Annotated in this window: 24 protein-coding genes; 11 read left to right on the forward strand and 13 right to left on the reverse strand. The window is 64.0% G+C overall.

Annotated features, from left to right (window positions below):
* The first annotated feature begins 4 nt into the window (after positions 1-4).
* Positions 5-931, forward strand: coding sequence for a LysR family transcriptional regulator (locus KCX70_RS12060; protein WP_212617691.1), 927 nt, complete (start codon positions 5-7; stop codon positions 929-931).
* Between the two features lie 52 nt (positions 932-983).
* Here KCX70_RS12060 and KCX70_RS12065 read toward each other — a convergent pair whose 3' ends face one another.
* From KCX70_RS12065 to KCX70_RS12075, 3 genes are all read right to left on the reverse strand, one after another.
* Positions 984-1,583: a LysE family translocator gene (locus KCX70_RS12065; protein ID WP_212617692.1), complete on the reverse strand. Its 600-nt coding sequence runs from the start codon at positions 1,581-1,583 to the stop codon at positions 984-986.
* 103 nt (positions 1,584-1,686) lie between these two features.
* Positions 1,687-2,532 (reverse strand): AraC family transcriptional regulator, encoded by an 846-nt coding sequence (locus tag KCX70_RS12070; RefSeq protein ID WP_212617693.1) that lies wholly within the window; start codon positions 2,530-2,532, stop codon positions 1,687-1,689.
* A gap of 21 nt (positions 2,533-2,553) precedes the next feature.
* Entirely contained in the window at positions 2,554-3,498 is a 945-nt protein-coding gene (locus KCX70_RS12075; RefSeq protein WP_212617694.1) for a LysR family transcriptional regulator, read from the reverse strand.
* 117 nt (positions 3,499-3,615) lie between these two features.
* Between KCX70_RS12075 and KCX70_RS12080 the strand changes: the two genes are divergently transcribed.
* Both KCX70_RS12080 and KCX70_RS12085 read left to right on the forward strand, forming a co-directional pair.
* Positions 3,616-4,041: a VOC family protein gene (locus tag KCX70_RS12080; RefSeq protein ID WP_021209276.1), complete on the forward strand. Its 426-nt coding sequence runs from the start codon at positions 3,616-3,618 to the stop codon at positions 4,039-4,041.
* 96 nt (positions 4,042-4,137) lie between these two features.
* On the forward strand, positions 4,138-5,052 hold the full coding sequence (locus tag KCX70_RS12085; RefSeq protein WP_212617695.1) for a DMT family transporter: 915 nt from the start codon (positions 4,138-4,140) through the stop codon (positions 5,050-5,052).
* Between the two features lie 109 nt (positions 5,053-5,161).
* Here KCX70_RS12085 and KCX70_RS12090 read toward each other — a convergent pair whose 3' ends face one another.
* Positions 5,162-5,986, reverse strand: a complete 825-nt coding sequence (locus KCX70_RS12090; protein WP_021209274.1) for an AraC family transcriptional regulator — start codon at positions 5,984-5,986, stop codon at positions 5,162-5,164.
* Between the two features lie 191 nt (positions 5,987-6,177).
* Here KCX70_RS12090 and KCX70_RS12095 point away from each other — a divergent pair, with 191 nt between their 5' ends.
* Positions 6,178-6,972, forward strand: coding sequence for an alpha/beta fold hydrolase (locus KCX70_RS12095; protein ID WP_021209273.1), 795 nt, complete (start codon positions 6,178-6,180; stop codon positions 6,970-6,972).
* Between the two features lie 105 nt (positions 6,973-7,077).
* Here KCX70_RS12095 and KCX70_RS12100 read toward each other — a convergent pair whose 3' ends face one another.
* Positions 7,078-7,971: a LysR family transcriptional regulator gene (locus tag KCX70_RS12100; RefSeq protein WP_102846219.1), complete on the reverse strand. Its 894-nt coding sequence runs from the start codon at positions 7,969-7,971 to the stop codon at positions 7,078-7,080.
* Between the two features lie 86 nt (positions 7,972-8,057).
* Between KCX70_RS12100 and KCX70_RS12105 the strand changes: the two genes are divergently transcribed.
* Entirely contained in the window at positions 8,058-8,840 is a 783-nt protein-coding gene (locus KCX70_RS12105) for an NAD(P)H-dependent oxidoreductase (protein ID WP_212617696.1), read from the forward strand.
* A 270-nt stretch (positions 8,841-9,110) separates the two neighbouring features.
* Positions 9,111-9,527 (forward strand): hypothetical protein, encoded by a 417-nt coding sequence (locus tag KCX70_RS12110; RefSeq protein WP_021209270.1) that lies wholly within the window; start codon positions 9,111-9,113, stop codon positions 9,525-9,527.
* Here the strand turns inward: KCX70_RS12110 and KCX70_RS12115 are convergent.
* Positions 9,524-11,164, reverse strand: a complete 1,641-nt coding sequence (locus KCX70_RS12115; RefSeq protein WP_212617697.1) for a Na+/H+ antiporter — start codon at positions 11,162-11,164, stop codon at positions 9,524-9,526. The genes KCX70_RS12110 and KCX70_RS12115 overlap by 4 nt on opposite strands.
* Positions 11,165-11,685: 521 nt before the next feature.
* Here KCX70_RS12115 and KCX70_RS12120 point away from each other — a divergent pair.
* Together KCX70_RS12120 and KCX70_RS12125 are read left to right on the forward strand one after the other, a co-directional pair.
* The gene (locus KCX70_RS12120) at positions 11,686-13,404 is read left to right on the forward strand and encodes a tannase/feruloyl esterase family alpha/beta hydrolase (RefSeq protein WP_212617698.1); all 1,719 of its coding nucleotides are present in this window, start codon (positions 11,686-11,688) and stop codon (positions 13,402-13,404) included.
* A gap of 299 nt (positions 13,405-13,703) precedes the next feature.
* Positions 13,704-14,963: an OprD family porin gene (locus tag KCX70_RS12125; protein WP_212617699.1), complete on the forward strand. Its 1,260-nt coding sequence runs from the start codon at positions 13,704-13,706 to the stop codon at positions 14,961-14,963.
* Between the two features lie 66 nt (positions 14,964-15,029).
* Here KCX70_RS12125 and pcaD read toward each other — a convergent pair whose 3' ends face one another.
* The 7 genes from pcaD to KCX70_RS12160 all read right to left on the reverse strand — a co-directional run bounded on the left by pcaD (position 15,030) and on the right by KCX70_RS12160 (position 23,556).
* Positions 15,030-15,842, reverse strand: a complete 813-nt coding sequence (gene pcaD, locus KCX70_RS12130) for a 3-oxoadipate enol-lactonase (RefSeq protein WP_212617700.1) — start codon at positions 15,840-15,842, stop codon at positions 15,030-15,032.
* 389 nt (positions 15,843-16,231) lie between these two features.
* The gene (gene pcaF / locus KCX70_RS12135) at positions 16,232-17,437 is read right to left on the reverse strand and encodes a 3-oxoadipyl-CoA thiolase (protein ID WP_212617701.1); all 1,206 of its coding nucleotides are present in this window, start codon (positions 17,435-17,437) and stop codon (positions 16,232-16,234) included.
* Positions 17,434-18,228 (reverse strand): CoA-transferase subunit beta, encoded by a 795-nt coding sequence (locus KCX70_RS12140; RefSeq protein WP_212617702.1) that lies wholly within the window; start codon positions 18,226-18,228, stop codon positions 17,434-17,436. Before KCX70_RS12140 ends, pcaF begins: the two co-directional genes overlap by 4 nt.
* Positions 18,228-19,085, reverse strand: a complete 858-nt coding sequence (locus KCX70_RS12145) for a CoA transferase subunit A (protein ID WP_212617703.1) — start codon at positions 19,083-19,085, stop codon at positions 18,228-18,230. The genes KCX70_RS12140 and KCX70_RS12145 overlap by 1 nt, the downstream gene beginning before the upstream one ends.
* Before the next feature lie 169 nt (positions 19,086-19,254).
* Positions 19,255-20,097, reverse strand: a complete 843-nt coding sequence (locus KCX70_RS12150; protein ID WP_212617704.1) for an IclR family transcriptional regulator domain-containing protein — start codon at positions 20,095-20,097, stop codon at positions 19,255-19,257.
* Positions 20,098-20,391: 294 nt separating this feature from the next.
* Positions 20,392-22,293, reverse strand: a complete 1,902-nt coding sequence (locus KCX70_RS12155) for a hybrid sensor histidine kinase/response regulator (protein ID WP_249121636.1) — start codon at positions 22,291-22,293, stop codon at positions 20,392-20,394.
* A gap of 363 nt (positions 22,294-22,656) precedes the next feature.
* On the reverse strand, positions 22,657-23,556 hold the full coding sequence (locus KCX70_RS12160; protein WP_212617706.1) for a LysR family transcriptional regulator: 900 nt from the start codon (positions 23,554-23,556) through the stop codon (positions 22,657-22,659).
* 149 nt (positions 23,557-23,705) lie between these two features.
* On the opposite strand from KCX70_RS12160, the gene KCX70_RS12165 reads away from it, so the two are divergent.
* From KCX70_RS12165 to KCX70_RS12175, 3 genes are all read left to right on the forward strand, one after another.
* Positions 23,706-24,404 (forward strand): CoA transferase subunit A, encoded by a 699-nt coding sequence (locus KCX70_RS12165; protein ID WP_212617707.1) that lies wholly within the window; start codon positions 23,706-23,708, stop codon positions 24,402-24,404.
* A 27-nt stretch (positions 24,405-24,431) separates the two neighbouring features.
* Complete coding sequence (locus KCX70_RS12170) at positions 24,432-25,091, forward strand: CoA transferase subunit B (protein ID WP_021208854.1); 660 nt, start codon at positions 24,432-24,434, stop codon at positions 25,089-25,091.
* Positions 25,092-25,168: 77 nt separating this feature from the next.
* Complete coding sequence (locus KCX70_RS12175) at positions 25,169-26,350, forward strand: acetyl-CoA C-acetyltransferase (protein ID WP_212617708.1); 1,182 nt, start codon at positions 25,169-25,171, stop codon at positions 26,348-26,350.
* Positions 26,351-26,498: the final 148 nt, after the last annotated feature.

Genomic DNA, 26,498 nt, shown 5'->3' on the forward strand with positions numbered 1-26,498 from the left:
AGAGATGGATCGTTTCGATGCGATGAGGGCGTTCGCCCGGGTGGTCGAGACCGGCAGCTTCACCAAGGCAGCCGAGACGTTGCATATGAGCAAGACCACGGTGACGCAACTGGTGCAGCAACTCGAGGCCCGGTTGCGCGTCAGGTTGCTCAATCGCACCACGCGCAAGGTCAAGGTCACGGCCGACGGCACCGCTTACTACGAACGCGTGCTACGCCTGCTGGCCGATCTGGATGATGCCGAGACCAGCCTGTCCAGCGCGGCGGCATCGCCCAGGGGCCGGCTGCGAGTGGATGTGCCCAGCCCGCTTGCGCGGCTCATTCTGGTGCCAGCGCTGCCGGAGTTCCATGCGCGTTATCCGGACATCCAGCTGGACATGGGCGTGAGCGATCGCACGGTCGACCTGATCGGCGAAAACGTGGATTGTGTCGTACGCGGTGGCGAACTCACCGACCTATCGCTGATGGCCCGGCATGTCGGCGACTTGCGGCTCGGCGTCTACGCCGCGCCGAGCTACCTGGAACGTGCTGGCACCCCTGCCCACCCACGTGACCTGCAGGACACGCATCACCGCATCGTCGGCTTTCTGTGGGAACGTACCGGCAAGACCGTTCCCTATGCCATGCATCGCGAAGACGAGACCCTCAAGGTGATGGGTCGCTACATCCTGTCGGTAGACGACGGCAACGCCTATCTCGCCGCGGGGCTGGCCGGAATGGGCATCCTCTGGCTGCCTGACTACATGGCCAAGGGGCCCCAGGAGCGCGGAGAGCTGCGCCCATTGTTCGAAGACTGGCAACTCGATCCGATGCCGATGTATATCGCGTTTCCTCCAAACCGGCATGTCAGCGCCAAGCTGCGTGTGTTCATCGACTGGATCGCAGAACTGATGGCGCAGCATGCACCCATGGCACAGCGACGCCGCGCCTAGCTTGTCCAGGCGGTTCCAGGGCTGCCTGGCGCCAGGGCAAAAAACGCCAACGTCACGGCAGCAGCGAGGCCACGGCAGACAGCAACAGCAGCGCCGCCAGGCTCCGATTGAAAATCACCCGGCGTGCTCTGGGTGCCAGGAATGCCGCCGCACCTCGCCCGAGCAAAGCCCATGCCGCCAGGCACGGCAGGGAAATGCAAAAGAACACCAGCGATAGTTGCACTACGTCATGCCAGCGCTCGGCGCCGGGACGGGCGAACACGCTGATCACCGCAACGGCCATCATCCAGGCCTTGGGATTGATCAGCTGCAAGCCTGCCGAAGCCAGAAAGCCGAGGCGTGGCCCGATCGGTTGGTCCTGCCGGTGCTCGAGTTCAGGCGTCGAATAGATCTGCCAGGCCAGGTAACTCAGCCACAGGATGCCGCCTCCTTTCATCAGCGTCTGTAGCAGGCTGTGCGTGGCCATGGCATCGCCTACGCCGAGCCCTACCGTCAGCACCATCAGGGCGGCACCGGCACAGCCGCCGAGCACGATCGGCAAGGCGCCGAGCAGCCCGAAGCGCACGCTGTGGCTGAGTACCAGCACGTTGGTCGGCCCCGGCGTGATGGACGCCACGAAGGCGAACAGGGCAAAGGGCAACAGCTCGATCATGTCAGGCACCTCCCTGCGGCTGAAGGGCGCAACGGTGCATCGGAATATGGATCATGGCTCAGGCTCCCGAATCGCTTGAGGAGCCAGTTTGAGGACCGCCCGGTCAGGCGTCTGGAAGATTCGAGCAGCGCGTGCGGTAGTGGGCCGGCGTTAGTCCGTAGGCACGCCGAAACCAGCGGCCGAGGTGGCTTTGGTCGGCAAAGCCAAGTATCGAGGCGACTTCGGCGGGCGCTTGCCCCCGGGCCAGCAGATAGCGCGCCTTGGCCAGGCGCAGTTGGATGAGGTAGGCATGTGGCGCGAGACCGAACGCCGCCTTGAACGCCCGCGACAAGCGAAAGCGACTGACGCCAGATAGCGCGGCAAGCTCGTCCAGCCCGAGGTCCTGATCGAAGTGCGCGTGCAGGTAGTCGCGCGCGCGGATGGCCACGCGTGGCAGGCGTGGATCGTCGTGCCGTTCCTGCCGCCAGCGTAGATGGCCGCTGAGGTTAAGCAGCAGCGTATCCAGCGCGGTCTCGCGCACGATGCGCAGGTCGCGCTGTTCCAGGGCCTGGAAGGCGCCGGCGACAGCGGCCAGCAACTGCGGGCGCTGCGTAAGCGTGGTGGCGAATCCGGGCTCACCGCGGACCAGAGGCGTGTCGTCCAACGTGCGCAGCTCCCGCTCGAACCAGGTGGGCTCCAGATACAGCATCGAATAGGTGAACCCGCCTTGGGCTGGCGCGTCACCGTCGTGGATTTCGCCGGGCTCGAGCAGGAATACCCGCCCCGGCGTGCTCTGGTGCAGCACACCCCGGCAGTTGAACTGCTGGACACCCTGCTCGGTGAAGCCGATCAGGTAGCTGTCATGCCAGTGTGGATCGTACGCATGACCCTCGAAGTGCGCGCGAATGGTCTCGATGCCGGTATCGGCATCCTGGCGAAGGGAAATCCAGCTGCGATCATCGGTGTGCATCGAATGCTCGGGCGTGACGTATCAAGGTGCTAATGGTGAGCCTAGAACGGCTCCCTGCCCGATGTCTGGAACATTCGTGCAGGCGTCGGCCTGCTGTTGCTCGCACAACTCGGTTCTCAGGCACCGTCGGAACACCTGATGCAGCGGTAGTTGCTGCGCACTGTGCCGGCTGACGAGCATCAGCTCGCGGTGAAAGGTCGCCTCGCCGAGCGACAGCACGCGTACCGTCGGCTCGCGCTCCAGCCACAGCCCGGCACGGGGTACCAGCGCCACGCCGAGGCCGCTCTCGACCATTTTGACGATGGCATCGAGCTCGTCGAGCTCCAGCCCCGGACGCGTCTCCAAACGGTGCTTGCGCAGGAAATGGCTGACCTGCCTGCCACCGAACGAGCCGCGGTCGTAACGCACCAGAGGGTGTTCGGCGAGCAACTGGAACGGGTCGTCGCCTTCGACATCGAGGGGCGTGATCAGCACAAAAGGCTCCAGCCGGACCCGCTCGGCGTGCAGCTCCTTGGGCAGCGCGAAGGGTGGGCGAATCATCACCGCGAGATCGATATCGCCGGCATCAACCTGGGACAGCAGGTTCAACGAAACGCCGGGCACCAGCTTGGGTGCGACGCCCGGCGCCTCATGGCGCAACCGCAACAGCACTGGCGGTAGCAGCCCGGTTTGTACGGTGGCGATGGCACCAATGCGCAGTTCGCCGCTGAATTCCGATAGCGACTCTGGCTGTCCCATCAGTGCGAAGGTCTCGAGGATCTGCTCGGCGAGCGGCACGGCACGTATGCCCGCGGCATTGAGATGGGCCGAGCGCCCTGTCCGATCGAACAGGCGCAGGCCCAGCGCTTCCTCCAGGTTCCTGACCTGGGCGCTCACCGCCGACTGCGTCAGTCCGATCTGGTTACCCGCCCCCGCGAAGCTGCCGCAGCGGGCAATGGCCAGAAAGGTTTTGATCTCTCGAATCATGGGTAGCGCTCGTCTGATCGATTTTTTTGAGGCTCGAAACGAAACATATCCGGTGTCGTCCGGTGCGACAACTCGTCCAGAATGGCTGGCTCTGTTCCACTAAAAGAAGGAAGCCCGATGAGTCTCTCCCCTTTCCACCTTGCGATTCCCGTTTACGACTTGCCTGCCGCCCGCCATTTCTATGGCGAGGTATTCGGTCTCGCCGAAGGGCGCTCATCCGAGCATTGGGTCGATTTCGACTTCTACGGTCACCAACTGGTCATTCATGAGCACCCCAAGACGCCGTCGCAAGCGGCCGCGCACACCAATGCGGTGGATGGCCACGACGTTCCGGTCCCCCACTTCGGTATCATCCTGAGCTGGCCGGAATGGGAAGCCTTGGCCGAGCGCCTGCGTTCACTTGGCACGCAGTTCGTCATCGAACCGTACGTGCGTTTCAAGGGCCAGGTCGGCGAGCAGGCCACCATGTTCCTCTTCGATCCCTGCGGTAATGCGCTTGAGTTCAAGGCATTCAAGGACATGGGCCAGCTGTTCGCCAAATGACCACGGAGGTTACCGCGACGATCCTCCGACCGGCACGGCGACGCCGATCCATGGGCGATCGCCAGCCGGTGTCGGCCCCTTGAGCGAGACGATCTGATGGATTCCCGTAAACCCCTGGACGGGATGGCCGTCGGCCTGATGCTGATGCTCTGCCTGATCTGGAGCTTGCAGCAGATCGTCTTGAAAGCGACCGCCACGGATTGCTCGCCCGTGCTGCAGATCGCCCTGCGCTCCGGTATTGCCGCACTGCTCGTCGCGATCCTGATGCTCTGGCGTCACGAGCGGCTCACCGTGGCGCACGGCATGTGGAAGCTGGGATGCCTGGCCGGCCTCTGTTTTGCGCTGGAGTTCCTGCTGGTGGGCGAAGCGGTACGGCACACCTCGGCCGGACATGTCGTGGTGTTCGTCTACACCGCGCCGGTGTTCGCCGCGCTCGGGCTGCACTGGAAGTTGCCGAACGAGCGCCTGGCCCCGCTGCAGTGGATTGGCATAGGCCTGGCGTTTGCTGGCATCGCGGTGGCCTTTCTGCGCGGCGCCGATACCGAAGCCGGGCTATCCGGCGTGCTATGGGGCGATTTCCTCGCCCTGCTTGCCGGCGCGGCGTGGGGCGCGACCACAGTACTGATCCGCGCCACGCGGTTGTCCGCCCTGCCCGCCACCCAGACGCTGCTGTATCAGCTGATGATGGGGTTCGTCTTGCTGCTGCCGATCGCCCTGCTGATAGGCCACACCACCTTCAATCCGACCCCGCTGGTCTGGCTGAGCCTGGGCTTCCAGTCGCTGGTCGTCTCGTTCGCCAGCTTCCTGCTCTGGTTCGCCCTGCTGCGTCGTTACCTCGCCTCGCGCCTGGGTGTGCTGTCGTTTCTCACGCCATTGTTCGCCGTCGCGCTCGGGGCCTGGCTGTTGGCCGAGCCCGTGGAACCGGGCTTTATCGCCGGCGCCATCCTGGCACTGAGCGGCATCGTGCTGGTCAGTGGCTACGGCTGGCTTGCATCGATCATGCGGCGCTAGCCGCAGATCACATGCTCGGTGCACGCACATTGCCCACCGCCGCCGCTGGCAAGCCGCACGCTTGTCGGCGTGCTGGGATAGGCGGCACATGGACGTTACCGGTCGTATATCACGCCGTCAGCGCAGCCTGCCATTCGCGGGGGCTGGCCCCGGTCTTGCGACGGAAGGCACGGGCCAGCGCCGACGGACTCTCGTAGCCGACCTCATCGGCGATTAGCGCAATCGGTCGGCCTTCACGCAAGCGCTTCTGCGCCAGACTGATCCGCCAGCTGGTGAGGTAATCGGCGGGAGTCTGCCCCACCACCGCCCGGAAGCTGGCGGCAAAGCTGGCCCGTGACATGTTCGACTCGGCCGCCAGCTCGGCCACCGACCAGGCGCGCTCGGGTTCGGCATGCATCAGGGTAATCGCTCGCGCCAGGCGCAGATCCGCCAACCCGGCCATCATGCCCGAGCTCATCGTCTGGCTGGCCATCAGGTGGCGCAGCATCTGCACCATCAGCAACTCGAACAGACGGCCCATGACCGCTTCGCGGCCACAGTAGCTGGCGACCGCCTCATCGAAGAGCCAAGTCAGCGCCCCATCGAGGATCGGGGCTTCGGCGACTGGCAGCAACAGCACATCCGGTAACGCTGCGGCCAACGGATTGTTGGTGCCACCGTCGAAACGCAAGGTTGCGCAGACCAGCCGCGCGCCTTCCGCTTCATCGGCAAGCATCCGGTGACGATATGGTCGCGGAAACACCATCACCGTCGGTTCGGTCAGCCGAACCTCGCTGTTGTCCTCCAGCCGCAAGGTCATGCTGCCCTGACGCAATACGTGGATGTAGCCCACCTGGTCGGCGGTCTCGAACGCCGCGACGCCGCAAAGCGCCCCGCTGTGATACAGGCCCGCATGCATGCCGAAGTGACACAGCAGGCTGGATAGACGATCCATGGTTACGCCTCGTTTAGACGATCGGTTGCATATTCTCGACTATTTGGATCCTTAACGATACGTCGACTGCGCATTATGTCCCTGCACCTGATGCACAGCGCTACGAAGCCTGAGCCGATCAGAGAGGTGCCCGGTTCGCCGGTAGCGCCAGCGTCCCCTAATCCGAGCCAACTCACGAAAGGTACAACGTCATGACCACCACCAAAACCCGCAACACTATCGCCGCCACCCTCCTCGCTGTTTCCACACTGGGCAGCGCGACGAGCTTCGCAGCCGAGAAACCGACGGTCATCCTGGTCCACGGCGCCTTTGCCGAATCGGCGAGCTGGAACGGCGTAGCCTCACGGCTGATCGACCAGGGCTACCCGGTGGTCGCCGCCGCAAACCCGCTGCGCGGGGTGGCCAACGATGCCGGATATGTCTCCGACATCATCGAGCACACCGCCGGTCCCATCGTGCTGGTCGGCCACTCCTACGGTGGCAGCGTCATCACCAACGCGGTCAAGGGCAGCAGCAAGGTCAAGGCGCTGGTCTATGTGGCCGCCTTCGCACCCGCGATTGGCGAGAGCGCCGCGGCACTGGCCGGCCAGTTTCCCGGCAGTACGCTCGGCCCGACCCTGGCTGAACCGGTGCAGCTCGGCGACGGCAACCAGGACCTGTATATCCAGCAGGACAAGTTCGCCGAGCAGTTCGCGGCCGATGTCGCGCCGGCCGAAGCGGCGCTCATGGCTGCGACCCAGCGCCCGGTCACGGCGGCCGCGCTGAACGAAGGCAGCCAGCAGAGCGCCTGGGATTATGTGCCTTCCTGGTTCGTCTACGGCACCGCGGACAAGAACATCCCGGAAGCTGCGCTGAAGTTCATGGCCGAGCGCGCGGGTTCGCGCAAGACGCTGACCATCCCCGGCGCTTCCCACGTGGTGATGACCTCGCACCCCGACGAAGTCGCCGCACTGATCGGCGAAGCTGCCGAAGCCACCAATCAATAACCCGCAGGCATCCCGCGCCGGTCGACGAGCTCACCTCGCCGGCCGGCGTTGCCGTGTTACCGGCAAATGAGCCTGCATGGGCGCCTTCACCAAGACCGACCGAACTCACAACGAGCCCGCGATGTGCTCCCTCAGCCATCGATGCGCCGGGTCGCGATGACAGCGTTCATGCCACAGCATTGCCATTTCGTAGCCCGGCACCTCGACCGGCGGCTCGACCATCCGAAGCGCGGCATTGCCCCGTACCAGGCGCCACGGCAACATCGCGACCAGATCAGTGCTTGCCAGAGCAGCCATCACGAACAGGAAATGCGGCACCGACAGCGCCACCCGACGCGACAGCCCGGCGGCCCGCAGCACGCCGTCGGTCACGCCGCTGAAACCACCGCCATCCGGCGACACCACGACATGCGCAAGCTCGCAAAAGCGTGCGATCGACGGCGCCGTTTTCAAGTCCGGATGCCCCGCTCGTCCGGCCAGTACGTAGCGTTCGGCGAACAGCACGCGGCGATGCAATCCCAGTGGTGCGTCATCGCTGGTATGGAAGGCCAAGTCGATGTCGCCCTGCTCCGCCTGCTTGGCAATGCGGGTCGGTGCCATCTCGACGACCGCCAATCGCGCGCCGGGCGCCTGGAGACGAAGGTCCGCCAGTGCCGGCAGCACGATGGTCGACTCGGCGTAATCGGTCGCGGCGACACGCCAGGTATGGGTAGCGTCAGCGGGATCGAAGGCTGCCGAAGGCGACACCACCTGGCGCAGCGCCTCGAGCACCTGACGTAGCGGTTCGCGCAATTCCTGCGCTTTCGCCGTTGGCCGCATGCCGCGCGGACCGGGGAGCAGCAGCGGATCCGCGAAGAAGTCGCGCAGCTTGGCCAGCTGCACGCTTACCGATGGCTGAGCCAGATTCAGGCGCTGCGCGGCACGCGTCACGTTCTGCTCGTCCAGTAGCACATCGAGCGTCAGCAAAAGATTGAGGTCGAGTTTGCGGAGATTGCTCATGACAATACCAGGCATTTCGAGTATTCATTTTTAACATAGCTGAGCAGGTTTCATCCTCTTCCCTCCAACCCAAGGGAGCTCAGCTCATGAACATTCTTATCGTCTATGCCCATCCGGAACCCCGCTCGTTGAACGGCTCGCTGAAGGATTTCTCGGTCCAGCGACTCGAAGCGGCGGGCCATCAGGTTCGGGTATCGGATCTGTACGCAATGCAATGGAAGGCCTCGGTCGATGCCGAGGACGACCTCGACCACCCACCAGGCGCACGCTTCGAACCGTCGCTCAGCTCCAGGCAGGCATTCGAACGCGGCAGGCAGCGAGCGGACATCGCCGACGAGCAGGAGAAATTGCGCTGGGCCGACGCCGTGATTCTGCAATTCCCGCTGTGGTGGTTCTCGATGCCCGCCATTCTTAAAGGCTGGATCGATCGGGTGTACGCGTATGGCTTCGCCTATGGCGTCGGCGAACATTCCGATACGCACTGGGGCGACCGTTACGGTGAAGGCATGCTCGCCGGGAAACGCGCCATGCTGGTCGTAACCACGGGTGGCTGGGACTCGCACTACAGCCCTCGCGGCGTCAACGGACCGATCGAGGACCTGCTGTTCCCGATACAGCACGGCATCCTCTATTACCCGGGCTTCGATGTCCTGCCGCCGTTCGTCATCTATCGAACCAGCCGGATGGACGAGGACCGCTACGCAACCGTCTGCCACCACCTCGGTGAGCGTCTCGATACGCTGTTCAGCACGGCCCCGATCGCCTTCCGCCCGCAGAACGCCGGTGCCTATGCCATTCCTGCGCTCACCCTGCGCGATGAGTTCGCGCCCGGCGAAGCGGGTTTCCAGATACATGTCGCCCGGGAATAGCAGGTCTGGCCGCGCTCCGTCAGGCGACCGCCGGTGCTCATCGACGGCTCGGTCGCCGCATCGCCAAGGGCGCATCGGTCTCAGCGCGTAACGCTGGAACCGTCTCGGACGGGCTAAACAAAAGCGATGCCCTACCGATAACCCGGTATGCCAGGCGAGACTCACGTTGCGGTGCGTCGCGCGGGTATCTGTCAACCGGCTCCCACACCGCCTCGTTCAACGCGGCGGGTGCTGAGGTCGGTATCGCCCACCCGTAAACGGAGCTGCACCGTGCAACTGATCGATAACCGAGCGCTGATCAACGATGCCCTGCGCCAATCTGCCGAGCTAACCGGCGGGCGTTTCGATCATCGCTATTGGTTGAGCAAGGTGACGGACGTGAAGCTGCTGATCATCTCCAAGCCGGAGGTGCTGTTCGACCTGTCGGTCAAGGTCTACATCCCGTTGCCGGCTGGGCAGAAAGCGCCGCTCACCTACGGCGACGGCTGGTTCAACTGGCACTTCCTGGGCAGCAAGAGCGCCGTGGTCACCATCGCCCGGGAAATCCTCACCATCGCCCTGCGCAACCGCAAGGCCAACTCGGCGGTGCTGCAGGCCTGGCTCACGGAGCTGGTGTCGTTCAAGCACAGCGAACACACCATCGCCGTGCTCGAGCCTGAGCCGCAGCAGGACCTGGCCGGCCGCTAGGCCGGCTCGCCCGAACCGAGGGCCGCCTCCTCGTAATCCAGCTCCTGCAGCAGCGTTTGCAACATCTGCTCGTCGATCACGTAGCGTTTGCGCATGCGGTATAGCTCCTTGCGCTGCACCGCGATGGCCTGCATACGAATATCGCGTTCCAGCGCCATCGTTTGACGCGCCTGGTTGGTGCGTTCGTGGTGGTCCATCAACGCCTCGATGTCCTTGCGGTAGGACTCGGTGACCCGCGCGGTCACCTCGCTGCGCAGCAGCATCTGGTCGGGATCTTCGACCGGGTTGGCCTGTTTCCAGTTTTCCAGCCAGCTGACGGCAGCCTGCGCCGCAGTTCGGCGAGCTTTCTTCAGTTCCTCGCGGTGCTGTTCCACGTCGTTGTTGGGCAGCTTCTTGAGGAAATAGGGAATGCCCAGGGCACCGACCAGCAGCGACAGGATGATCACCGCGGCGGCAAGAAAGATCATCAGGTCGCGGCCCGGGAAGGGGGTATCGCCGATCATCAGCGGAATCGACAACACGCCAGCCAGGGTGATGGCCCCACGCACGCCGGCCACCGCGCTCAACGCCGAGAACAGTGGAAGCGGCTTGGGCTGCACCGTCTTGCCGAGCAGACGGAGTACCCGCGCCTCGCTCCAGTGATAAGCGAAGACGAACAGGAAGCGAATCACCAGCAGCAGCGCCATGATGGCCAGCGCACTGAACACCAGCATCGGCATGCTGTAGGTTTCGTGGCCTGCCGCCGCCCAGACGCGCTCGACGATGCGCGGGAACTGCAGCCCGAGCAGCAGGAACACCAGGCCATTGAAGCTGAAATCGAGCATCTCCCAGATGCTGCGATTGAGGATGCGTGTGCTGGTCTTGACCGGCAACATGTCGATCCGGCTCTGGATCATGCCCGCGGCCACCGCCGACAGGATGCCGGACATCCCGGCATGCTCGGCCAGAAAAAACGCCGCGAAAGGCAGCAGCAGAATCATCACGACGTAGGTCGACGGATCGAACAGGTTGCGCGCCGTCATCCATTGCTTGGCCTTGCCGACCGCCCAGCTCAGGCCAGCGCCGATGGCCAGCCCGCCGAGGGCGATGACGAAGAATTCGCCGGTCACGCTGGCCATCGAGAAAGAGCCGGTGATCGCTGCCGCCAATGCGAACTTGAAGGACACCAGGCCAGTGGCGTCATTCATCATCGCCTCGCCTTCCAGCTGATGCGCCATGTGCCGCGGCAACCGGCCCTGGGCGATGGCGATCACCGCCAGGGCGTCAGTGGGCGACAGGATCGCCGCCAGCGCGAAACTCGCCCCGAGCGGAATGGCGGGCAACAGCCAGTGGATGAAGTAACCAACCACCACGAGGATGACCAGCACCAGCAGCAGCGACATCGCGCTCATCTCGGCGCCGTGCTCGGTGAATTCGCGCTTGGGGATTTTCCAGCCGTCGTAGAACAGCAACGGCGGAATGAACAGCAGCATGAAGATTTCAGGTCGCAGCTCGACCCCCATGCCGAACGGCGGAAGCGCCAGCACACTGCCCATGATGATCTGCAAAATGGGTAACGGGAGAGGTACGACGTTGGCCAGAACACGGCTTGCTCCCACTGCGAGTAACAGCAGGAAGATCAGGTAAAGCGTTTCCATGAGGCGGAGGGCTCTTGCTAGATGTGAAGACGGCGCATAGGACCGGAACGCGTGTGACAAAAGTATAGTCAGGCGTTTGGGTATAGCCGGCTCGTTCGTCAGATCCGTTGGAACTAACGCCACGAGGCCGGTTGTCACTGCATGTAGCGTCAGACGTAGCGCGTCCAGCCACCGTCACGCGCTGGCGCTGGTTTTCTGTCGCTTATCGCCGCCGTTTATCGGATGTCCACCCGTGCGGACAATCTGTCCAGTCAGGCAGGCATTTCGGCAGTTCCTGTCAAGTTGCCAGGACATCGTTCTGCCCAGTCAGTTTGCACCGGCACACGGCTCGGAGCGGCTGCCATGCGGTATCGCCGGGGTAGCGCGACCGTTCATCCGGCGTTCGGCTGCCGCCGGGGTGGCTGGCATGGGTTTGGCTGTGGGCCTTCTGGCATCAAGCCCGGCGCTGGGGTTCCCTGCCCGGGTGCGCTCGCCTCGCGGTGTTGGCCGCAGGCAGAACAACAACAAGAAGGAAGCCCTCCATGAATGCACCTCGCATTGCCCGCGCCAAAGGCTCACGGCTGCTGCTGGCCGCCCCGGTCCTGCTTACGGCTGGCCTGGCCGAACCCATTTTCGCCGCCGGTTGCAACGAACTGTCCAGCATCCAAGTGCCAGCGTCCGCTATCGCCTTGCCGAGTACCGGCGCGCGCGTGACCTCGGCCACGCCGGTGCCGGCCGGAGGCACTCCACCGCAGGCCTTCGGCCCCTATTGCGACGTGACCGCAGAGATTACCCCGGTCGATCCGAGCGCGCCGACGATCAGGATGCGCCTTGTATTGCCCGAACGCTGGAACAGCAAAGCGATGATGTACGGCGGCGGTGGCTACAACGGCACCGTGCCCAATGTGGCCGGTAACGTTCCGGCAGGCCCGGTCGACCAGCCCACGCCACTGGGCCGCGGCTACGCGGTATTCGCCAGCGACTCGGGCCATGTCGCCAATCCGCTCAGCCCCGGTGATTTTGCCTGGAACGAGGAGGCGCTCACCAACTACGCGCACGATGCGCTGAAGAAAACCCGTGATACGGCGATCTACCTGATCCAACAGCGCTACGGCCAAGCGCCGTCGCGCAGCTACTTTGCCGGCGGCTCGACCGGCGGACGCGAAGCCCTCGCGGTGGTGCAACAGTGGCCGACGGATTTTCAGGGTGCGATCGCCCTCTATCCTGCCTGGAACGCGGCAGCCCTGGACCTGCAGTTCGGCCGCATCACCCGCGCGCTGGCCGCACCCGGCGCCTTCCCCAGCCTTGAAAAACGCGCGGCATTGTTGGAAGCCGCGATGCAGGCCTGTGACGGGCTCGATGGGGTCCGCGATCGGGTGATCAGCAACCAGGCAGCCTGCAATGCGTGGTTCGATCCAGCGAAAGCCAAGCTCAATGGCCGTCCGCTGCGCTGCCCGGCAGGTGCCGATACCGGCGATTCCTGCCTGTCGGACGCACAGATCCACGCCTTGAAGGTGTTCGATACGCCGATCCGGTTCAGCCAGCCGCTGGCCAGTGGAGAACGCGGTTATCCGGGCTTCAACACCTGGGGCACCGATCTGGGCCGACCCGGCGAGGGGTTGCAACTGATCGTCAACCGGCTGGGCCTCAACACCTTGCAGCCCGACTATCCGATGCCCGTACACGGCACCGGTTTCGCCGAGGGTGCCCCCTACCACTCAGGCTTCTGGGATGAGTGGGTGCGTCACTTCGTGACGCGCAACCTGGCGTTCAACTCACTGACGCTGGGCCCGACCAACCTGGGCCCGTGGCAGGCGCGGGTCGATGCGCTGTCGCTGCGCCAGGACGTCAATCAGACGGATCTTTCGTCATTCGTGGCCAACGGCGGCAAATTGCTGGTCGCCCACGGCACCTCGGATCAGCTGGTGAGTACCCGTGCCAGTGCCGATTACTATCGGCGAGTGCAGCACGACATGGGCAAAGGGCAGACTCGCCAGTTCATGCGCTACTACGAGATTCCCGGCTACGCACATGCCGCCAGTACCGTCTTCAATGCCGCCTGGGATTCGTTGACCGCCCTGGAGAACTGGGTCGAGCGCGGCATTGCGCCCAAGCGGCAAACGGTTACCGACGCCGTCGCGGTACCCGGCCGTACCCGGCCGCTCTGCGAGTACCCGGCCTGGCCGAAATACAAGGGCCACGGCGATGTGAACGCGGCGGCCAGCTTCGTCTGCGTGAAGAGCCAGAAAGGCCGGCACTAGCACCGCCTCGTCGCCGCGTCACGGCCAGCATCAGATGGCGCGGCGGCGGAAGCGGCAACCAAGGGTCCAGCAGGCTGGACAGTCTCCAGCCTGCCTGACCGAGCATGTCCGGCCAGGCAGACAACCCTCCCCTCCACATACGCCGTAAGCGTCCTGCGCTCGCTGCGGCGCAAGCTCTAGCTTGCGGTCTCCCACCCAACGCCAGCCAAAGACGATGCACCGTCCAGCCTGGCACGGCATTCGCTAAATGCTGTTGGGAACCTGGCAACCCCCCTCCAATAACAACAAAAGGAAGCACCATGAAAGACCACCGCAACTTCGTCCGCAGCCTGCTCGGCATCAGTATCGCGTTGAGCATCGCCGGTCCGGCCAGCGCCGCGTTCCTCGACGACAGCAAGGCCAGCGTCGAGCTACGCAACTTCTATATGAACCGTGACTTCCGCGAGAGCGGTGCGAGCCAGTCCAAGGCCGATGAATGGGCCCAGGGCTTCATCATGAAGATCGAGTCGGGCTACACCGACGGCCCGGTCGGTTTCGGCCTCGATGCGGTCGGCCTGTTGGGCGTCAAGCTCGACTCCAGCCCGGACCGTTCCGGCACCGGCATCCTGCAGCGCGACCTGGAAACCAAGCGGGCCCAGGACGACTATGGCTCGGCCGGCCTGACAGCCAAGGCCAAGGTATCCAACACCACGCTGCATATCGGCACGCTGCAACCGATCCTGCCGGTGGTGATGCGCAACGACAGCCGCCTGCTGCCGAACACCTACCGGGGTGCCTGGTTGCAAAGCAAGGAGATTGAAGGGCTAACGCTCGATGCCGGTAAGCTCACCGACATCAGCTACCGGGACTCCTCGGACAGCGAGGAGATGACCGTCTTCACTGGCGGTGCGCGCAACATCGTGCTTGGCAGCACCAAGACCAGCGATGAATTCCTGTTCGCCGGCGGCAAATACCAGTTCAGCCCCGAGCTGACCGCCAGCTACTACTACGGTGGCCTGGACGGCATCTACAAGCAGCACAACACGCAACTGGTGCACGTGCTGCCGCTGGGTGACAACCAGAGCTTCAAGACCGACCTGCGCTATGTGCGCTCCACCGACGATGGCGGCAGCAACGTCGACAACAACGCCTTCGGCGCGCTGTTCACCTACAAGATCGGTGGCCACGGCTTCACCGGCGGCTACCAGAAGATGAGCGGCGACACCGGCTTCGCGTATGTCAGCGGTGGCGACAACATGCTGATCAACCTTTTGCAGATCAATGACTTCGGTAACGAAGATGAGAAGTCATGGCAGGTTCGCTACGACTATGATTTCGCAGCGGTAGGCATTCCCGGGCTGACCCTGATGACCCGCTACGTGTCCGGTGACAACGTCAACCTGGCCGCCGGTGGTGAAGGTGAGGAGTGGGAGCGCGACACCGACATCGCCTATGTCGTGCAGAACGGTCCGCTGAAGAACTTCGGCATGAAGGTGCGCAACGCCACGGTGCGCAGCAACTTCGGCAGCGACCTCAACGAAACCCGCCTGATCCTCAGCTACACCCTGGCGCTCTGGTAAACCCAGGCGCCTGTTTACCGCAACACCTCCTCGTTGATCCTTTTACCGGGCCTGTGGCCCGGTTCTTTATTGGATCGGCGCAGCAGCCGCATCTGCACAGAGAAAATCCAGCACCGGTCGGGTGAAGGCCTCACCCGCCTCGACATTCGACAGATGAGCGGTTTCAAGCTCGATCAGCTGTGCCTCGGTGACCCGCGCCTCGATGAAGCGCCCATGTTCGACCGTCGTGACCGGGTCCCTGCTGCCACAGACGATCAGCGTCGGTACCTTGATCGCCCCCAGCTGATCACGGTAGTCGGCGTCGCGCACGGCCGCGCAGTTGGCGGCGTATCCGGCGGGCGACGTACTGGCGATCATCTGGGTGATGCGATCGACCTCCACCGGATGCTGTCCTGCGAAGCCGGGCGTGAACCAGCGTGCAACAGAGCCGTCACGCATGTCGCGCATGGCCTGTTCACCGCCGCGCAGCACTCCATCGATACGCTCGTTCCAGACATCGTCGGTGCCGATCTTCGCGCCGGTGTTGCAGATCACCAGCCGCGTCAGCCGCTCGCCAGCATTGATGCCCAGCCACTGGCCGACCAAACCGCCCATGGACAGGCCACAGAAGGCGAAACGATCGATCGTCAAGGCATCGACCAGATCGAGCACGTCCCGCCCGAGCTGCTCGATGCTGTACGGGCCGGGCGTGACGGACGAACCGCCGTGCCCGCGGGTGTCATAGCGCAGGACGCGGAAATGCTCGCTGAAGGCCGGCACCTGCGCGTCCCACATATCGAGCGTGGTGCCCAGCGAGTTGGACAGCACCAGAACCGGCGCATCGACCGCGCCATCGAGACGGTAATGCAGTTCGCCATCGGCGAGTGTGACGCTGGGCATTGGAACCTCCTGAATAAAATCGAATGACAGATGCAGATGAGCTGACCAGCTGGTGGGCTGAAGTTCATCCTGCAACGCTGACTGGTCGGTGGGCTGAAGCCCGCCCTTCAGGGCTGGTCGATAAGGGTGGGCTTGAGCCCACCAATGGCGAGCGTTCTCCCCGTTATGCTGGGCTGAAGCGGAGCGCAGCCCGGCCCAATCCTACTGAGTGGCCTGACCCGGCTTCTCTGAAAAGATCGCAGTCAAGACCGCTCCCACACACGAGCGCGCATAGCCTTAAGCGCAGTCACCAACCCCGTGGGAGCGGTCCTGACCGCGAATGGCAGCGGATGGGCTTTTAGCCCACCAGCCCCTGGCGGCGTTCTGCCTCAGCCCACCAAGGCTAGACGTCAGACCCGCTCGACGGCCAACGCCAGCCCCTGCCCCACGCCGACGCACATAGTGGCGAGGCCGAGCTTGCCGCCGGTTTTCTCCAGCGCGTGCACGGTGGTCAGCACCAGCCGCGCACCGCTCATGCCCAGCGGATGGCCGAGCGCAATAGCGCCGCCCTGCGGGTTGACCTTCGGGCTGTCGTCTTCCAAGCCCAGATCACGGGTCACCGCCAGTGCCTGTGCGGCAAAGGCCTCGTTGAGTTCGATCACGTCGAAATCGCTGACGGCCAAATTCAGCCGCTCGCACAACTTGCGCACCGCCGGCACCGGGCCGTAGCCCATCACGCGCGGCGCCACACCGGCGCTGGCCATGCCAAGCACCTTGGCGCGTGCTGTGAGGCCATATTTCTGCACCGCTTCGGCGCTGGCAAGAATCAGCGCAGCCGCACCGTCATTGACGCCCGAGGCATTGCCTGCGGTAACCGTCTTGTCCGGTCCGTTGACCGGCTTGAGTTTGGCCAGCGCTTCGGCGGTGGTATCCGGGCGCGGGTGTTCATCCGTATCGACTACGGTGTCGCCCTTGCGGCCCTTGATCACCACCGGGACGATTTCCTCGGCGAAGAATCCGACGGCCTGGGCCTTGCCCGTGCGTTGCTGGCTACGCAGGGCGAAAGCGTCCTGATCTTCACGGCTGATCTTGTGTTCTTCGGCCACGTTGTCGGCGGTCTGCGGCATGGCATCGACGCCGTACATATCCTTCATTTTCGGGTTGATGAAGCGCCAGCCGATGGTGGTGTCTTCGATCTTCTGCGTGCGACCGAAGGCGGTATCGGCCTTGCCCATTACATAGGGCGCGCGAGTCATCGACTCGACGCCGCCAGCGATGGCCAGCTCCATTTCACCGCAGGCAATGGCACGGAAGGCGCTGCCCACCGCATCCATGCCCGAGGCGCAGAGGCGGTTGAGCGTCACGCCCGGCACGGTTTCCGGCAGCCCGGCCAGTAGCGCGGCCATGCGCGCCACGTTGCGGTTGTCCTCGCCGGCCTGGTTGGCACTGCCCATGAAGACTTCTTCTATGGCCGCCGGATCGAGCCCGGGATTGCGCTCCAGCAGGGCCTTGATCGGCGTGGCTGCCAGGTCATCGGCGCGCACGGCAGCCAGGGCGCCACCGAAGCGGCCGATGGGCGTACGTACGGCGTCGCAGATAAAGACTTCGCGTGTCACTCGTCACCTCCAGATTGTCCGTGGGCGGCGGCGGTGCGGGCCTCGAGGGCGCGCAGAGCCTCCAGTTCGGTCTCGGTGGGCGGTGAGGTTTCGCCGACGTTGTCAGCAAAGCGGATCGCCCAGCCCGTGTTCTCGCTCACTTGCTCGCGGGTCACGCCCGGGTGCAGCGACGTCACCACGAATTCATTGGACCCGGCTTCCGGCTCCATGATGCACAGGTCGGTGATGATGCCCACCGGCCCCTGCCCCGGCAGCCCGAGCTGCTTGCGGTGGTCACCGCCCTTGCCATGGCCGACCGAGGTGATGAACGCCAGCTTGTCGACGAAGGTGCGGTGCGACTGCTTGAGAATGATCAGCACCTCTTTCGCCGACCCGGCAATTTCCGGCGCGCCGCCCGCCCCTGGCAAGCGGACTTTCGGTTGGTGATAGTCGCCGATCACCGTGGTGTTGATGTTGCCGTATTTGTCGACCTGCGCCGCACCGAGAAAGCCGACGTCTATGCGCCCGCCCTGCAACCAGTAGCGGAAGATCTCGGCGGTGGGCACCACGGTGTCGGCAGTTTCGGCCAGCTCGCCATCGCCGATGGACAGCGGCAGTACCGAGGGCTTGGCACCGATGGGGCCGGACTCGTAAATCAGCACCACTTCCGGTGCATGGGTCAGGCGTGCCAGGTTTGCGGCCTTGGACGGCAGGCCGATGCCGACGAAGCAGACGCTGCCATCGCCCAGGCGGCGAGAGGCGGCGACGGTCATCATTTCGCTGGTGCTGTAGTTATTGGCGTGAACACTCATCACTTGGCCTCCTGCTGCGCGGCCAGCTTGGCCTGGAACGCGGAAAAGTCTTCGGTGCCGCGGATGAATTCATCGACCCATGCGTTGAAGGCGTCGCGATCCCGGGCAATCGGATCCCAGCGCTGATAGAAGCGGTTGTCACGCTCGTAATAGCCATGGGCGTAGGATGGATGGGCGCCGCCCGGCACCAGGCAAATCGCGCTCAGCGCCCAGGTCGGCAGCACACAGGCGTTCATCGGTGCCTGCAGGTCATCGACGATCTCTTCGACGGTGACGATGCAGCGCTTGGCGGCCAGTGCGGCCTCCTTCTGCACACCGAGAATCCCGGCGATCAGCACGTTGCCCTTGCGGTCGGCCTTCTGCGCGTGGATCACCGTCACATCGGGGCGCACGCTGGGCACGGCGGCCAACTGCTCACCGTTGAAGGGGCATTCGATGAACTTGATCATCGGGTTGACTTTCGGCAGGTCAGAGCCGAGGTAAGCCCGCAACACGGCGAACGGCAGGCCGGAGGCACCGGCAACGTAGGCGTTGGCCAGGTCGGCGTGGCTGTGTTCCTGGACTTCGAGTGGGTGCGGCCACTGCTTCTCCACCGCGTCGCGCAGACGATGCAGCGAGCCAACGCCCGGATTTCCGCCCCAGGAAAACACCAGCTTCTTCGCGCAACCGGCGCCGATCAGCAAGTCATAGACCAGGTCGGGCGTCATGCGCACCAGGGTCAGGTCCTTCTTGTTCTGACGGATGAGTTCGTGAGCGGCAGCGGTGGGAATCAGGTGGGTAAAGCCTTCAAGGGCGACGGTATCCCCGTCGCTGACGAAGCGATCGATTGCTTCGTTCAGGGGTAGCAGCTGGGCCATGGGTCATGTCTCGTATTGATGTCCTAATCACGAACGAATCCGCGTCTGGGACGAACACTAAACATCGAGTCCGCATGGAACAATCCGATAATCGCATCATCGTGCGGTTATCGAACAACATCTTATGCTCAGGGGCTTCATCGCTGCCGCAGACTTCGCCAGGGGTCGATCAATGGAACAAGCGCGTGCTCAGTTCCTTGCTCGCTTCCAGCAAAACCGGGAGGAAGCGCGTCTCCAGCTCCTGCTTGGACACCCGGCTCGCGTGGGTGCCAACATTGAGTGCCGCGAGCACCTGGCCGGCAGAGTCCTTCAGCGGCACGGCCAGCGAACGCAGGCCGACTTCCAGTTCCTGATCGATGATCACCCAGCCCTGCTGCCGAATGTCCTCGATGGATGCTCGTATGGCCTCCGGCGTGTGCAGCGTGCGGCTGGTCTTGATTTGCAGATTGGCGTGTTCCAGATAGTCCGCCAGCGCCGCATCGTCCAGCGCAGCCAGCAGAATCCGCCCCATGGACGTGCAATAGGCCGGCAGCCGGCTGCCCACGCTGAGATCGACGGAAATCAAGCGCTGCGGCGTGGCCGAACGTGCCACGTAAAGCACTTCGTCGCCCTCCAGGGTCGCCATGGAGCATGCTTCGTGGAGTTGGTCGCTGAGGCGGTCGAGAATCGGCTGTGCAGTGACCGCCAGTGGCGTCGAGGAGAGGTAGGCGTGGCCGAGCGTGAGCACCTTGGGCAGCAGCGAATAGGTGCGGCCGTCGGTGGTGGCGTAGCCGAGTTTGATCAGCGTGTGCAGACAACGGCGCACCGCCGCGCGGGGGATTTCCGTGCGATGGCTGATCTGCGCGATGGTCAGGTGGCGCTTGCGCTCCTGGAACGCATGAATCACCGCCAAGCCTCTCGCCAACGAGGTCATGAAGTTCGGGTCACCGGTCAGCGCTTCGATTCGCTTGGCCGGCGACGCAATGATGGCCGGCGCCATCGGGACACTACGAGAGCGAGATTCGTCGTTCATGGGCGGACTGCCTGGTCGGTAAACGGTGTTCGATTATCGTCCAGCTGACCGGTAATCGCAAAAAGGCGCCTAAGCCGGCCCGTCTGCGCATAAACAGCCGAGTTACAGCAATTGCGGCTGAACAAAGCTGTGCCGATCCGTTTGTTGCAGCACAGCGACACGGCGGCCCGGTGAGTACCGAGCGCCACGACAACCCGCAGGGAGAGGCGGAATCAGCGCACCTGTAGCACTCGCCTTGCACGGGCATGCGGAGCAACCGAGCCGGGCTGATCGGCGCCGGTCGCGAGCTGACGCTCAGGGGTGGTTCACCACGCTGGTGATGCGCTGGGCCAGGGTAGCCTGATCGAACGGCTTGCCGAGCCGGGGAAGCCGTCCGGCCGCGCCGCTCAGCTTGTCGGCGTAGCCGGTGGCCAGGATTACCGGTAACGCCGGATAGCGATGCCGGATGACCTCTGCCAGCTGAGAACCGGTCATATGGGGCATGGCCTGATCGGTCAGCACCAGCTGGACCTTCTGCTGCGCCAGCACGTCCAGCGCCTGCTCCGCCGAGCTGGCCTCGACCACATCGCAGCCGAGGTCCTCGAGCATCGCGGCGATCGTCATCAGCACCAGCGGGTCGTCATCGACCGCCAGCACCTTGAGTGCGACCGGCGCCTGCGGCTCGGGCGCGGGCAGCGGTACAGGTTCGACGGGCTCTGCGGCTTGCGCCGCGATCGGTAGCCATAGCTCGGCGGTCGTCCCCTGCCCCTTCGCGCTCTTGAGCACCAGCCGGCCACCCGACTGCGCGGCGAGGCCATGGATCATCGAGAGCCCCAATCCGGTGCCCTTGCCAACACCCTTGGTGGTGAAGAATGGCTCCATCGCCTGCTCGAGCGTCGCCTCGTCCATGCCTTGGCCATCATCCGTCAGGGCCAGGCGAAGGTAGTCGCCGGGTTCCAAGGGGCCTTCCCTCGACTCGAGCCGGTGTTCACGTGCGGAGATGATGACGCTACCACCGTCCGGCATGGCGTCCCTGGCATTCACCGCCAGATTGAGCAGCGCCATCTCGACCTGGTTGACGTCTGCCAGCACGGGTCTGAGCGACAGCGGGAAGTGGGTCTCGATCTGAATATGGGGCCCGAGCGACTGACGCAGCAAGTCGGCCATCCCGCGCACCAAGGCGGGCACGTCGACCAGTTCGAGATGGAGCTGCTGGCGCCGCGCAAACGCCAGCATGCGCTGGGACAGGGAGATACCGCGTTGCGCGCCGCGGATGGCGTTGTCCAGCAACGGGACGACGGTCGGATCATCCGCAACCCGTCGGCGTACGATCTCCAGCGCACCCAGAACCGCCATGAGCAGGTTGTTGTAATCGTGGGCGATACCGCCGGTAAGCCGGCCGAGGGATTCCATCTTCTGCGATTGGAACAGCGCCTCTCGCGCCTTTTCCAAGGCGCGCTGTGCCTCGACGCTCTCGGTGATATCGCGGGTAACCTTGGCGAAGCCGATCAGCGTGCCCGTATCGCTGCGGATAGGGTCCACCACCACGCTCGCCCAGAAGCGCGAACCGTCCTTGCGCACCCGCCAGCCCTGGCTCTCGAACCGCCCTTCGCGCAGTGCCGTGTCGAGCCCGCGCTGGGGCGCGCCGTCTCGCCGGTCCTCGTCAGTGAAGAAAACCGAATAGTGACGGCCGATGATTTCGTCCGGTAGATAGCCCTTGATGCGCTGCGCGCCCATGTTCCAGTTGGTCACCAAGCCGGTCGGGTCGAGCATGTAGATCGCATAATCGGTGACGCCCTGCACCAGCAAACGAAACTGCTGCTCGCTCTGCTTCAGCGACTCCTCCGCCAGCTTGCGCTCGGTCAGGTCGCGGGTAATCTTGGCGAAGCCGAGCAAGCTGCCATCCGGCGTCCAGATCGGGTCGACCACCACGTGGCACCAGAACCGCGTGCCGTCGTTGCGTACACGCCAGCCCTCCCCCTCGAAGCGCCCTTCGGTGATCGCCGTATCCAGGGTCTTCTGCGGCATCCCTGCAGCACGGTCTTCGTCGGTATAAAAGCGGGAGAAGTGCTGACCCAGGATGTCGGCTTCGGCGTATCCCTTGAAGCGTTTGGCACCGGCATTCCAGCTAGCGACGCGGCCGTCGGCATCAAGCATGTAGATTGCGTAATCGGTGATTGCATCGATCAGCAGGCGATATCGATCTTGCTCGCGCATCGGTGCATCCATAGACGCGGCCTGTTGCATGAATATATCCAGCCGAGTGATTTAGTCGGGATTATGACCAGCAAGGCGCAGAAAAGAAAATCACCGCAGCGCCGTATGTCACAGACCGTTCGATCAATCGGAACGTGCCCTACGAGTTGGCACAAGCCGTCTAGCCCTGTGGCCCGAGAAACCCCAGCAGGGGCTGATTCCGCCGTTGGGGATCGATGAGGAACCCGCTCGGTGTCGGTCGCCGGAGAGCGCCACACGAAGTCCATCATGGCCTTGATCCAAGGCACATATCGGCGACGAGCGGTTGCGACGCGTTGGATCGCGCCCGTGCAAATCGATGACTGAACGAGATCGGTCCGGTCGCTATGTAGCCCTAACCGGATAGCCCGTGGACGCACGCAACGTGTCAGCGATGGCCTGCGCGGCCACCGAAAGTTCGTGTCCGGGTTTGGTAAGAATGCCTACCGGTTTCTCGATCACCGGATCGCCAAGCGCGACACAGCTGGCGCCGAGCTCGAGCATCTGCTCGCGGCACAGCGCCGGCACGGCGCTGACACCCAGGCCGCTGGCGACCATCCGCCCTACCGTCGCCAGCTGATGGCTCTCGAACTGAACCGGCAGTTGGCGGCCGCGCGGTCGCAAGTGGTCCTCGAGCATGACGCGCACGGTCGAGGGGCGCTGGAGGGTGATGAAGGGATGCTCGAGCAAGGCGCTCCAGCTGACCTCAGCCTGGCTCGCCAGGGCCGAACCGGCTGGCACCACCGCGACGAACCGATCGATGTACAGCGGCGTGAAGCTCAGCGGCATGCTGGGTTCGGGCTCGAAGGCGATGCCGATTTCCACCTGCCGGTCACGAACCATTTCCATCACCTGCTCGTTGATCACGTCGTGCACGGTGACGCTGATCGAGGGGTAGCGGTCGCGAAACGTGCGCAGCACGGCCGGCAGCAGGTTACCGGCGAAGGATGGCATCGAGGCCAACGCCACCCGGCCCTGGCGCAAGGTGAAGCGCTGGCGCAGCTCGTCCTCGGCGTTATCCCAATCGGCCAGCAGCCGGCGCGCCAGCGGCAACAGCGCCTCGCCTTCGGGCGTCAGGCTGACGGCCCGCGTTGTGCGGCTGAACAGGCGACCACCCAGCCCGTCCTCCAACGCCTTGATGGTAAGGCTCAGCGCCGATTGGGAGAGGTGCAGCCGTTCGCACGCCTGGGCGAAGCTCAGCGTCTGCGACACTGCGAGAAAGGCGCGAAGTTGTTTGACGGTCATCGGATCGGCTCCGCAAGGGATCGGCGAGGCGCTGCGGCGCTCTTTGTTTCGATTTATCAATCAATATCGCTTAAAAATCAACTTAACAAATCCACGCCACAGAGGAAGACTCGGAATCACTGGTCTCAAACAACAAGAAGGAAGGCTTTATGGCTGGTTTCGACAAGCGCGTGAATTCCTACGCCGAGGCGCTCGACGGGCTGGAGAACGGCATGACCGTCCTGGCCGGCGGCTTCGGGCTGTGCGGCATCCCTGAGAATCTGATCGCCGAGATCAAGCGCAAGGGCACTGGCGATCTCACCGTGGTTTCCAACAACTGCGGCGTCGACGGCTTTGGCCTCGGCGTGCTGCTGGAGGACCGGCAGATCCGCAAGATGATCGCCTCTTACGTGGGCGAAAACGCGCTGTTCGAAAAGCAGCTGCTAGACGGCGAACTGGAAGTCGAGCTGACGCCCCAGGGCACGCTGGCCGAGAAGATGCGCGCCGGCGGTGCCGGGATCCCGGCCTTCTATACCGCCACCGGCTACGGCACGCCGATCGCCGAAGGCAAGGACGTCCGTGAATTCAACGGCCGGCCGCACATCCTCGAGCACGCCATCACCGGCGACTTCGCCATCGTCAAAGGCTGGAAGGCCGACCGCTACGGCAACGTCATCTACCGCCATACCGCGCAGAACTTCAATCCGCTGGCCGCCGCCGCCGCAAAGATCACCGTGGTCGAGGTCGAGGAAATCGTCGAACCCGGCGAGATCGACCCCACCCAGATCCACACACCCGGCATCTACGTTGACCGCATCATCTGCGGCACCTTCGAGAAGCGCATCGAGAAGCGCACCGTCCGCGGCTAATCAAAAAGAATAAGAGAGGAATAGACCATGGCACTTTCTCGCGAACAAATGGCCCAGCGCGTCGCCCGTGAACTGCAGGACGGCTACTACGTGAACCTCGGCATTGGCATCCCGACCCTGGTCGCCAACTACGTGCCCGAGGGCATGGAAGTGATGCTGCAGTCGGAAAACGGCCTGCTCGGCATGGGCGCCTTCCCCACCGAAGAAGAACTCGATGCCGACATGATCAATGCCGGCAAGCAGACCGTCACCGCGCGTGTCGGCGCATCCATTTTCAACTCGGCCGAATCCTTCGCCATGATCCGCGGCGGCCACATCGACCTCACCGTGCTCGGCGCGTTCGAGGTCGACGTACAAGGCAACATCGCCTCCTGGATGATCCCCGGCAAACTGGTCAAAGGCATGGGCGGCGCGATGGACCTGGTCGCCGGCGCGGAGAACATCATCGTGCTGATGACTCACGCATCGAAGGACGGCGAGTCCAAGTTGCTGTCCAAATGCACGCTGCCGCTCACCGGCGCGGGCTGCATCAAGCGCGTACTGACCGACCTGGCCTATCTGGAAATCGAGAACGGCGCCTTCGTTCTCAAGGAGCGCGCACCGGGTGTGAGCGTCGAGGAAATCATCGCCAAGACCGCCGGTGAGCTGGTGGTCCCGGATCACGTACCGGAAATGCAGTTCGCCTAACCTGCGCTGTTCGACGGCCTCGTGATGCGCATGGGCGCACGCGAGGCTTTTCCCGTTTCGGATTGGAGAAATTTGTCATGCAAGACGTCGCCATCGTCGCCGCCACTCGCACGGCCATCGGTGCCTTTCAGGGCAGCCTGGCCAACATCGCCGCGCCGGATCTGGGCGCCGCCGTCATCAAGCGCCTACTCGAGCAGACGGGACTGAACCCTGCCGAAGTGGACGAAGTCATCCTTGGCCAGGTGCTGACCGCCGGCTCCGGACAAAACCCCGCGCGTCAGGCCTCGATCAAGGCCGGCCTGCCGCACGCGGTGCCGTCATTCACGCTGAACAAGGTCTGCGGTTCGGGTCTCAAGGCGCTGCATCTGGCCACCCAGGCGATCCGCTGCGGCGACGCCGAGGTGATCATCGCAGGCGGCCAGGAGAACATGAGCCTGGCGCCCTACGTCCTACCCAAGGCCCGCACCGGCTTGCGCATGGGCCATGCCGAGTTGATCGACTCGATGATCAGCGATGGTCTCTGGGACGCTTTCAATGACTTCCACATGGGCATCACCGCCGAGAACCTGGTCGACAAGTACGGGATCAGCCGCGAAGCGCAGGATGCCTTCGCCGCCTCGTCGCAGCAAAAGGCCGTCGCCGCCATCGAGGCCGGGCGCTTCAAGGACGAGATCACGCCTATCGAGATTCCCCAGCGCAAGGGCGAGCCCCTGCGCTTCGATACCGATGAGCAGCCACGCGCCGGCACTACCGCCGAGGCCTTGGCGAAGCTCAAGCCGGCTTTCAAGAAGGACGGCTCGGTCACCGCCGGCAACGCCTCCAGCCTCAACGATGGCGCGGCGGCGGTGCTGCTGATGAGCACCGACAAGGCCAAGGCCCTCGGCTTGCCGGTGCTAGCAACCATCAAGGCCTACGCCAATGCTGGCGTCGACCCGGCGATCATGGGTATTGCGCCGGTATCGGCGACCCGTCGCTGCCTGGACAAGGCCGGTTGGTCACTGGATGAGCTGGACCTGATCGAAGCCAACGAAGCCTTCGCCGCCCAGGCGTTGTCGGTCGGGCAGGAACTGGGCTGGGATGCAAGCAAGGTCAACGTCAACGGCGGCGCCATCGCATGGGGTCATCCCATCGGCGCATCCGGCTGCCGCGTGCTGGTCACACTGCTACACGAGATGATCCGCCGCGACGCGAAGAAAGGCCTCGCCACGCTGTGCATCGGCGGCGGCCAAGGCGTTGCACTGGCCATCGAACGCGCCTGACACAGGCTTATTCGTCGGCGCAGCAGTTTTATGTAAGAGCAGGTTCTACCTGCGAAAAGGGCCGCAGCACCGGCTGACTACGGGCCGCAGGCAGAGCCTGCTCCTACAGCACAACAGCTTTACGTAGGAGCAGGTTCCACCTGCGAAA

Origin of the sequence: Stutzerimonas stutzeri (genome assembly GCF_018138085.1) — a bacterium.
Classification (GTDB): Bacteria; Pseudomonadota; Gammaproteobacteria; order Pseudomonadales; family Pseudomonadaceae; genus Stutzerimonas; species Stutzerimonas stutzeri_AI.

Coding starts and splice junctions, on each gene's coding strand:
- KCX70_RS12060 (WP_212617691.1), top strand. CDS start 5: ATGGATCGTTTCGATGCGATGAGGGCGTTCGCCCGGGTGGTCGAGACC.
- KCX70_RS12065 (WP_212617692.1), bottom strand. CDS start 1,583: ATGATCGAGCTGTTGCCCTTTGCCCTGTTCGCCTTCGTGGCGTCCATC.
- KCX70_RS12070 (WP_212617693.1), bottom strand. CDS start 2,532: ATGCACACCGATGATCGCAGCTGGATTTCCCTTCGCCAGGATGCCGAT.
- KCX70_RS12075 (WP_212617694.1), bottom strand. CDS start 3,498: ATGATTCGAGAGATCAAAACCTTTCTGGCCATTGCCCGCTGCGGCAGC.
- KCX70_RS12080 (WP_021209276.1), top strand. CDS start 3,616: ATGAGTCTCTCCCCTTTCCACCTTGCGATTCCCGTTTACGACTTGCCT.
- KCX70_RS12085 (WP_212617695.1), top strand. CDS start 4,138: ATGGATTCCCGTAAACCCCTGGACGGGATGGCCGTCGGCCTGATGCTG.
- KCX70_RS12090 (WP_021209274.1), bottom strand. CDS start 5,986: ATGGATCGTCTATCCAGCCTGCTGTGTCACTTCGGCATGCATGCGGGC.
- KCX70_RS12095 (WP_021209273.1), top strand. CDS start 6,178: ATGACCACCACCAAAACCCGCAACACTATCGCCGCCACCCTCCTCGCT.
- KCX70_RS12100 (WP_102846219.1), bottom strand. CDS start 7,971: ATGAGCAATCTCCGCAAACTCGACCTCAATCTTTTGCTGACGCTCGAT.
- KCX70_RS12105 (WP_212617696.1), top strand. CDS start 8,058: ATGAACATTCTTATCGTCTATGCCCATCCGGAACCCCGCTCGTTGAAC.
- KCX70_RS12115 (WP_212617697.1), bottom strand. CDS start 11,164: ATGGAAACGCTTTACCTGATCTTCCTGCTGTTACTCGCAGTGGGAGCA.
- KCX70_RS12120 (WP_212617698.1), top strand. CDS start 11,686: ATGAATGCACCTCGCATTGCCCGCGCCAAAGGCTCACGGCTGCTGCTG.
- KCX70_RS12125 (WP_212617699.1), top strand. CDS start 13,704: ATGAAAGACCACCGCAACTTCGTCCGCAGCCTGCTCGGCATCAGTATC.
- pcaD (WP_212617700.1), bottom strand. CDS start 15,842: ATGCCCAGCGTCACACTCGCCGATGGCGAACTGCATTACCGTCTCGAT.
- KCX70_RS12140 (WP_212617702.1), bottom strand. CDS start 18,228: ATGAGTGTTCACGCCAATAACTACAGCACCAGCGAAATGATGACCGTC.
- KCX70_RS12145 (WP_212617703.1), bottom strand. CDS start 19,085: ATGGCCCAGCTGCTACCCCTGAACGAAGCAATCGATCGCTTCGTCAGC.
- KCX70_RS12150 (WP_212617704.1), bottom strand. CDS start 20,097: ATGAACGACGAATCTCGCTCTCGTAGTGTCCCGATGGCGCCGGCCATC.
- KCX70_RS12155 (WP_249121636.1), bottom strand. CDS start 22,293: ATGCGCGAGCAAGATCGATATCGCCTGCTGATCGATGCAATCACCGAT.
- KCX70_RS12160 (WP_212617706.1), bottom strand. CDS start 23,556: ATGACCGTCAAACAACTTCGCGCCTTTCTCGCAGTGTCGCAGACGCTG.
- KCX70_RS12165 (WP_212617707.1), top strand. CDS start 23,706: ATGGCTGGTTTCGACAAGCGCGTGAATTCCTACGCCGAGGCGCTCGAC.
- KCX70_RS12170 (WP_021208854.1), top strand. CDS start 24,432: ATGGCACTTTCTCGCGAACAAATGGCCCAGCGCGTCGCCCGTGAACTG.
- KCX70_RS12175 (WP_212617708.1), top strand. CDS start 25,169: ATGCAAGACGTCGCCATCGTCGCCGCCACTCGCACGGCCATCGGTGCC.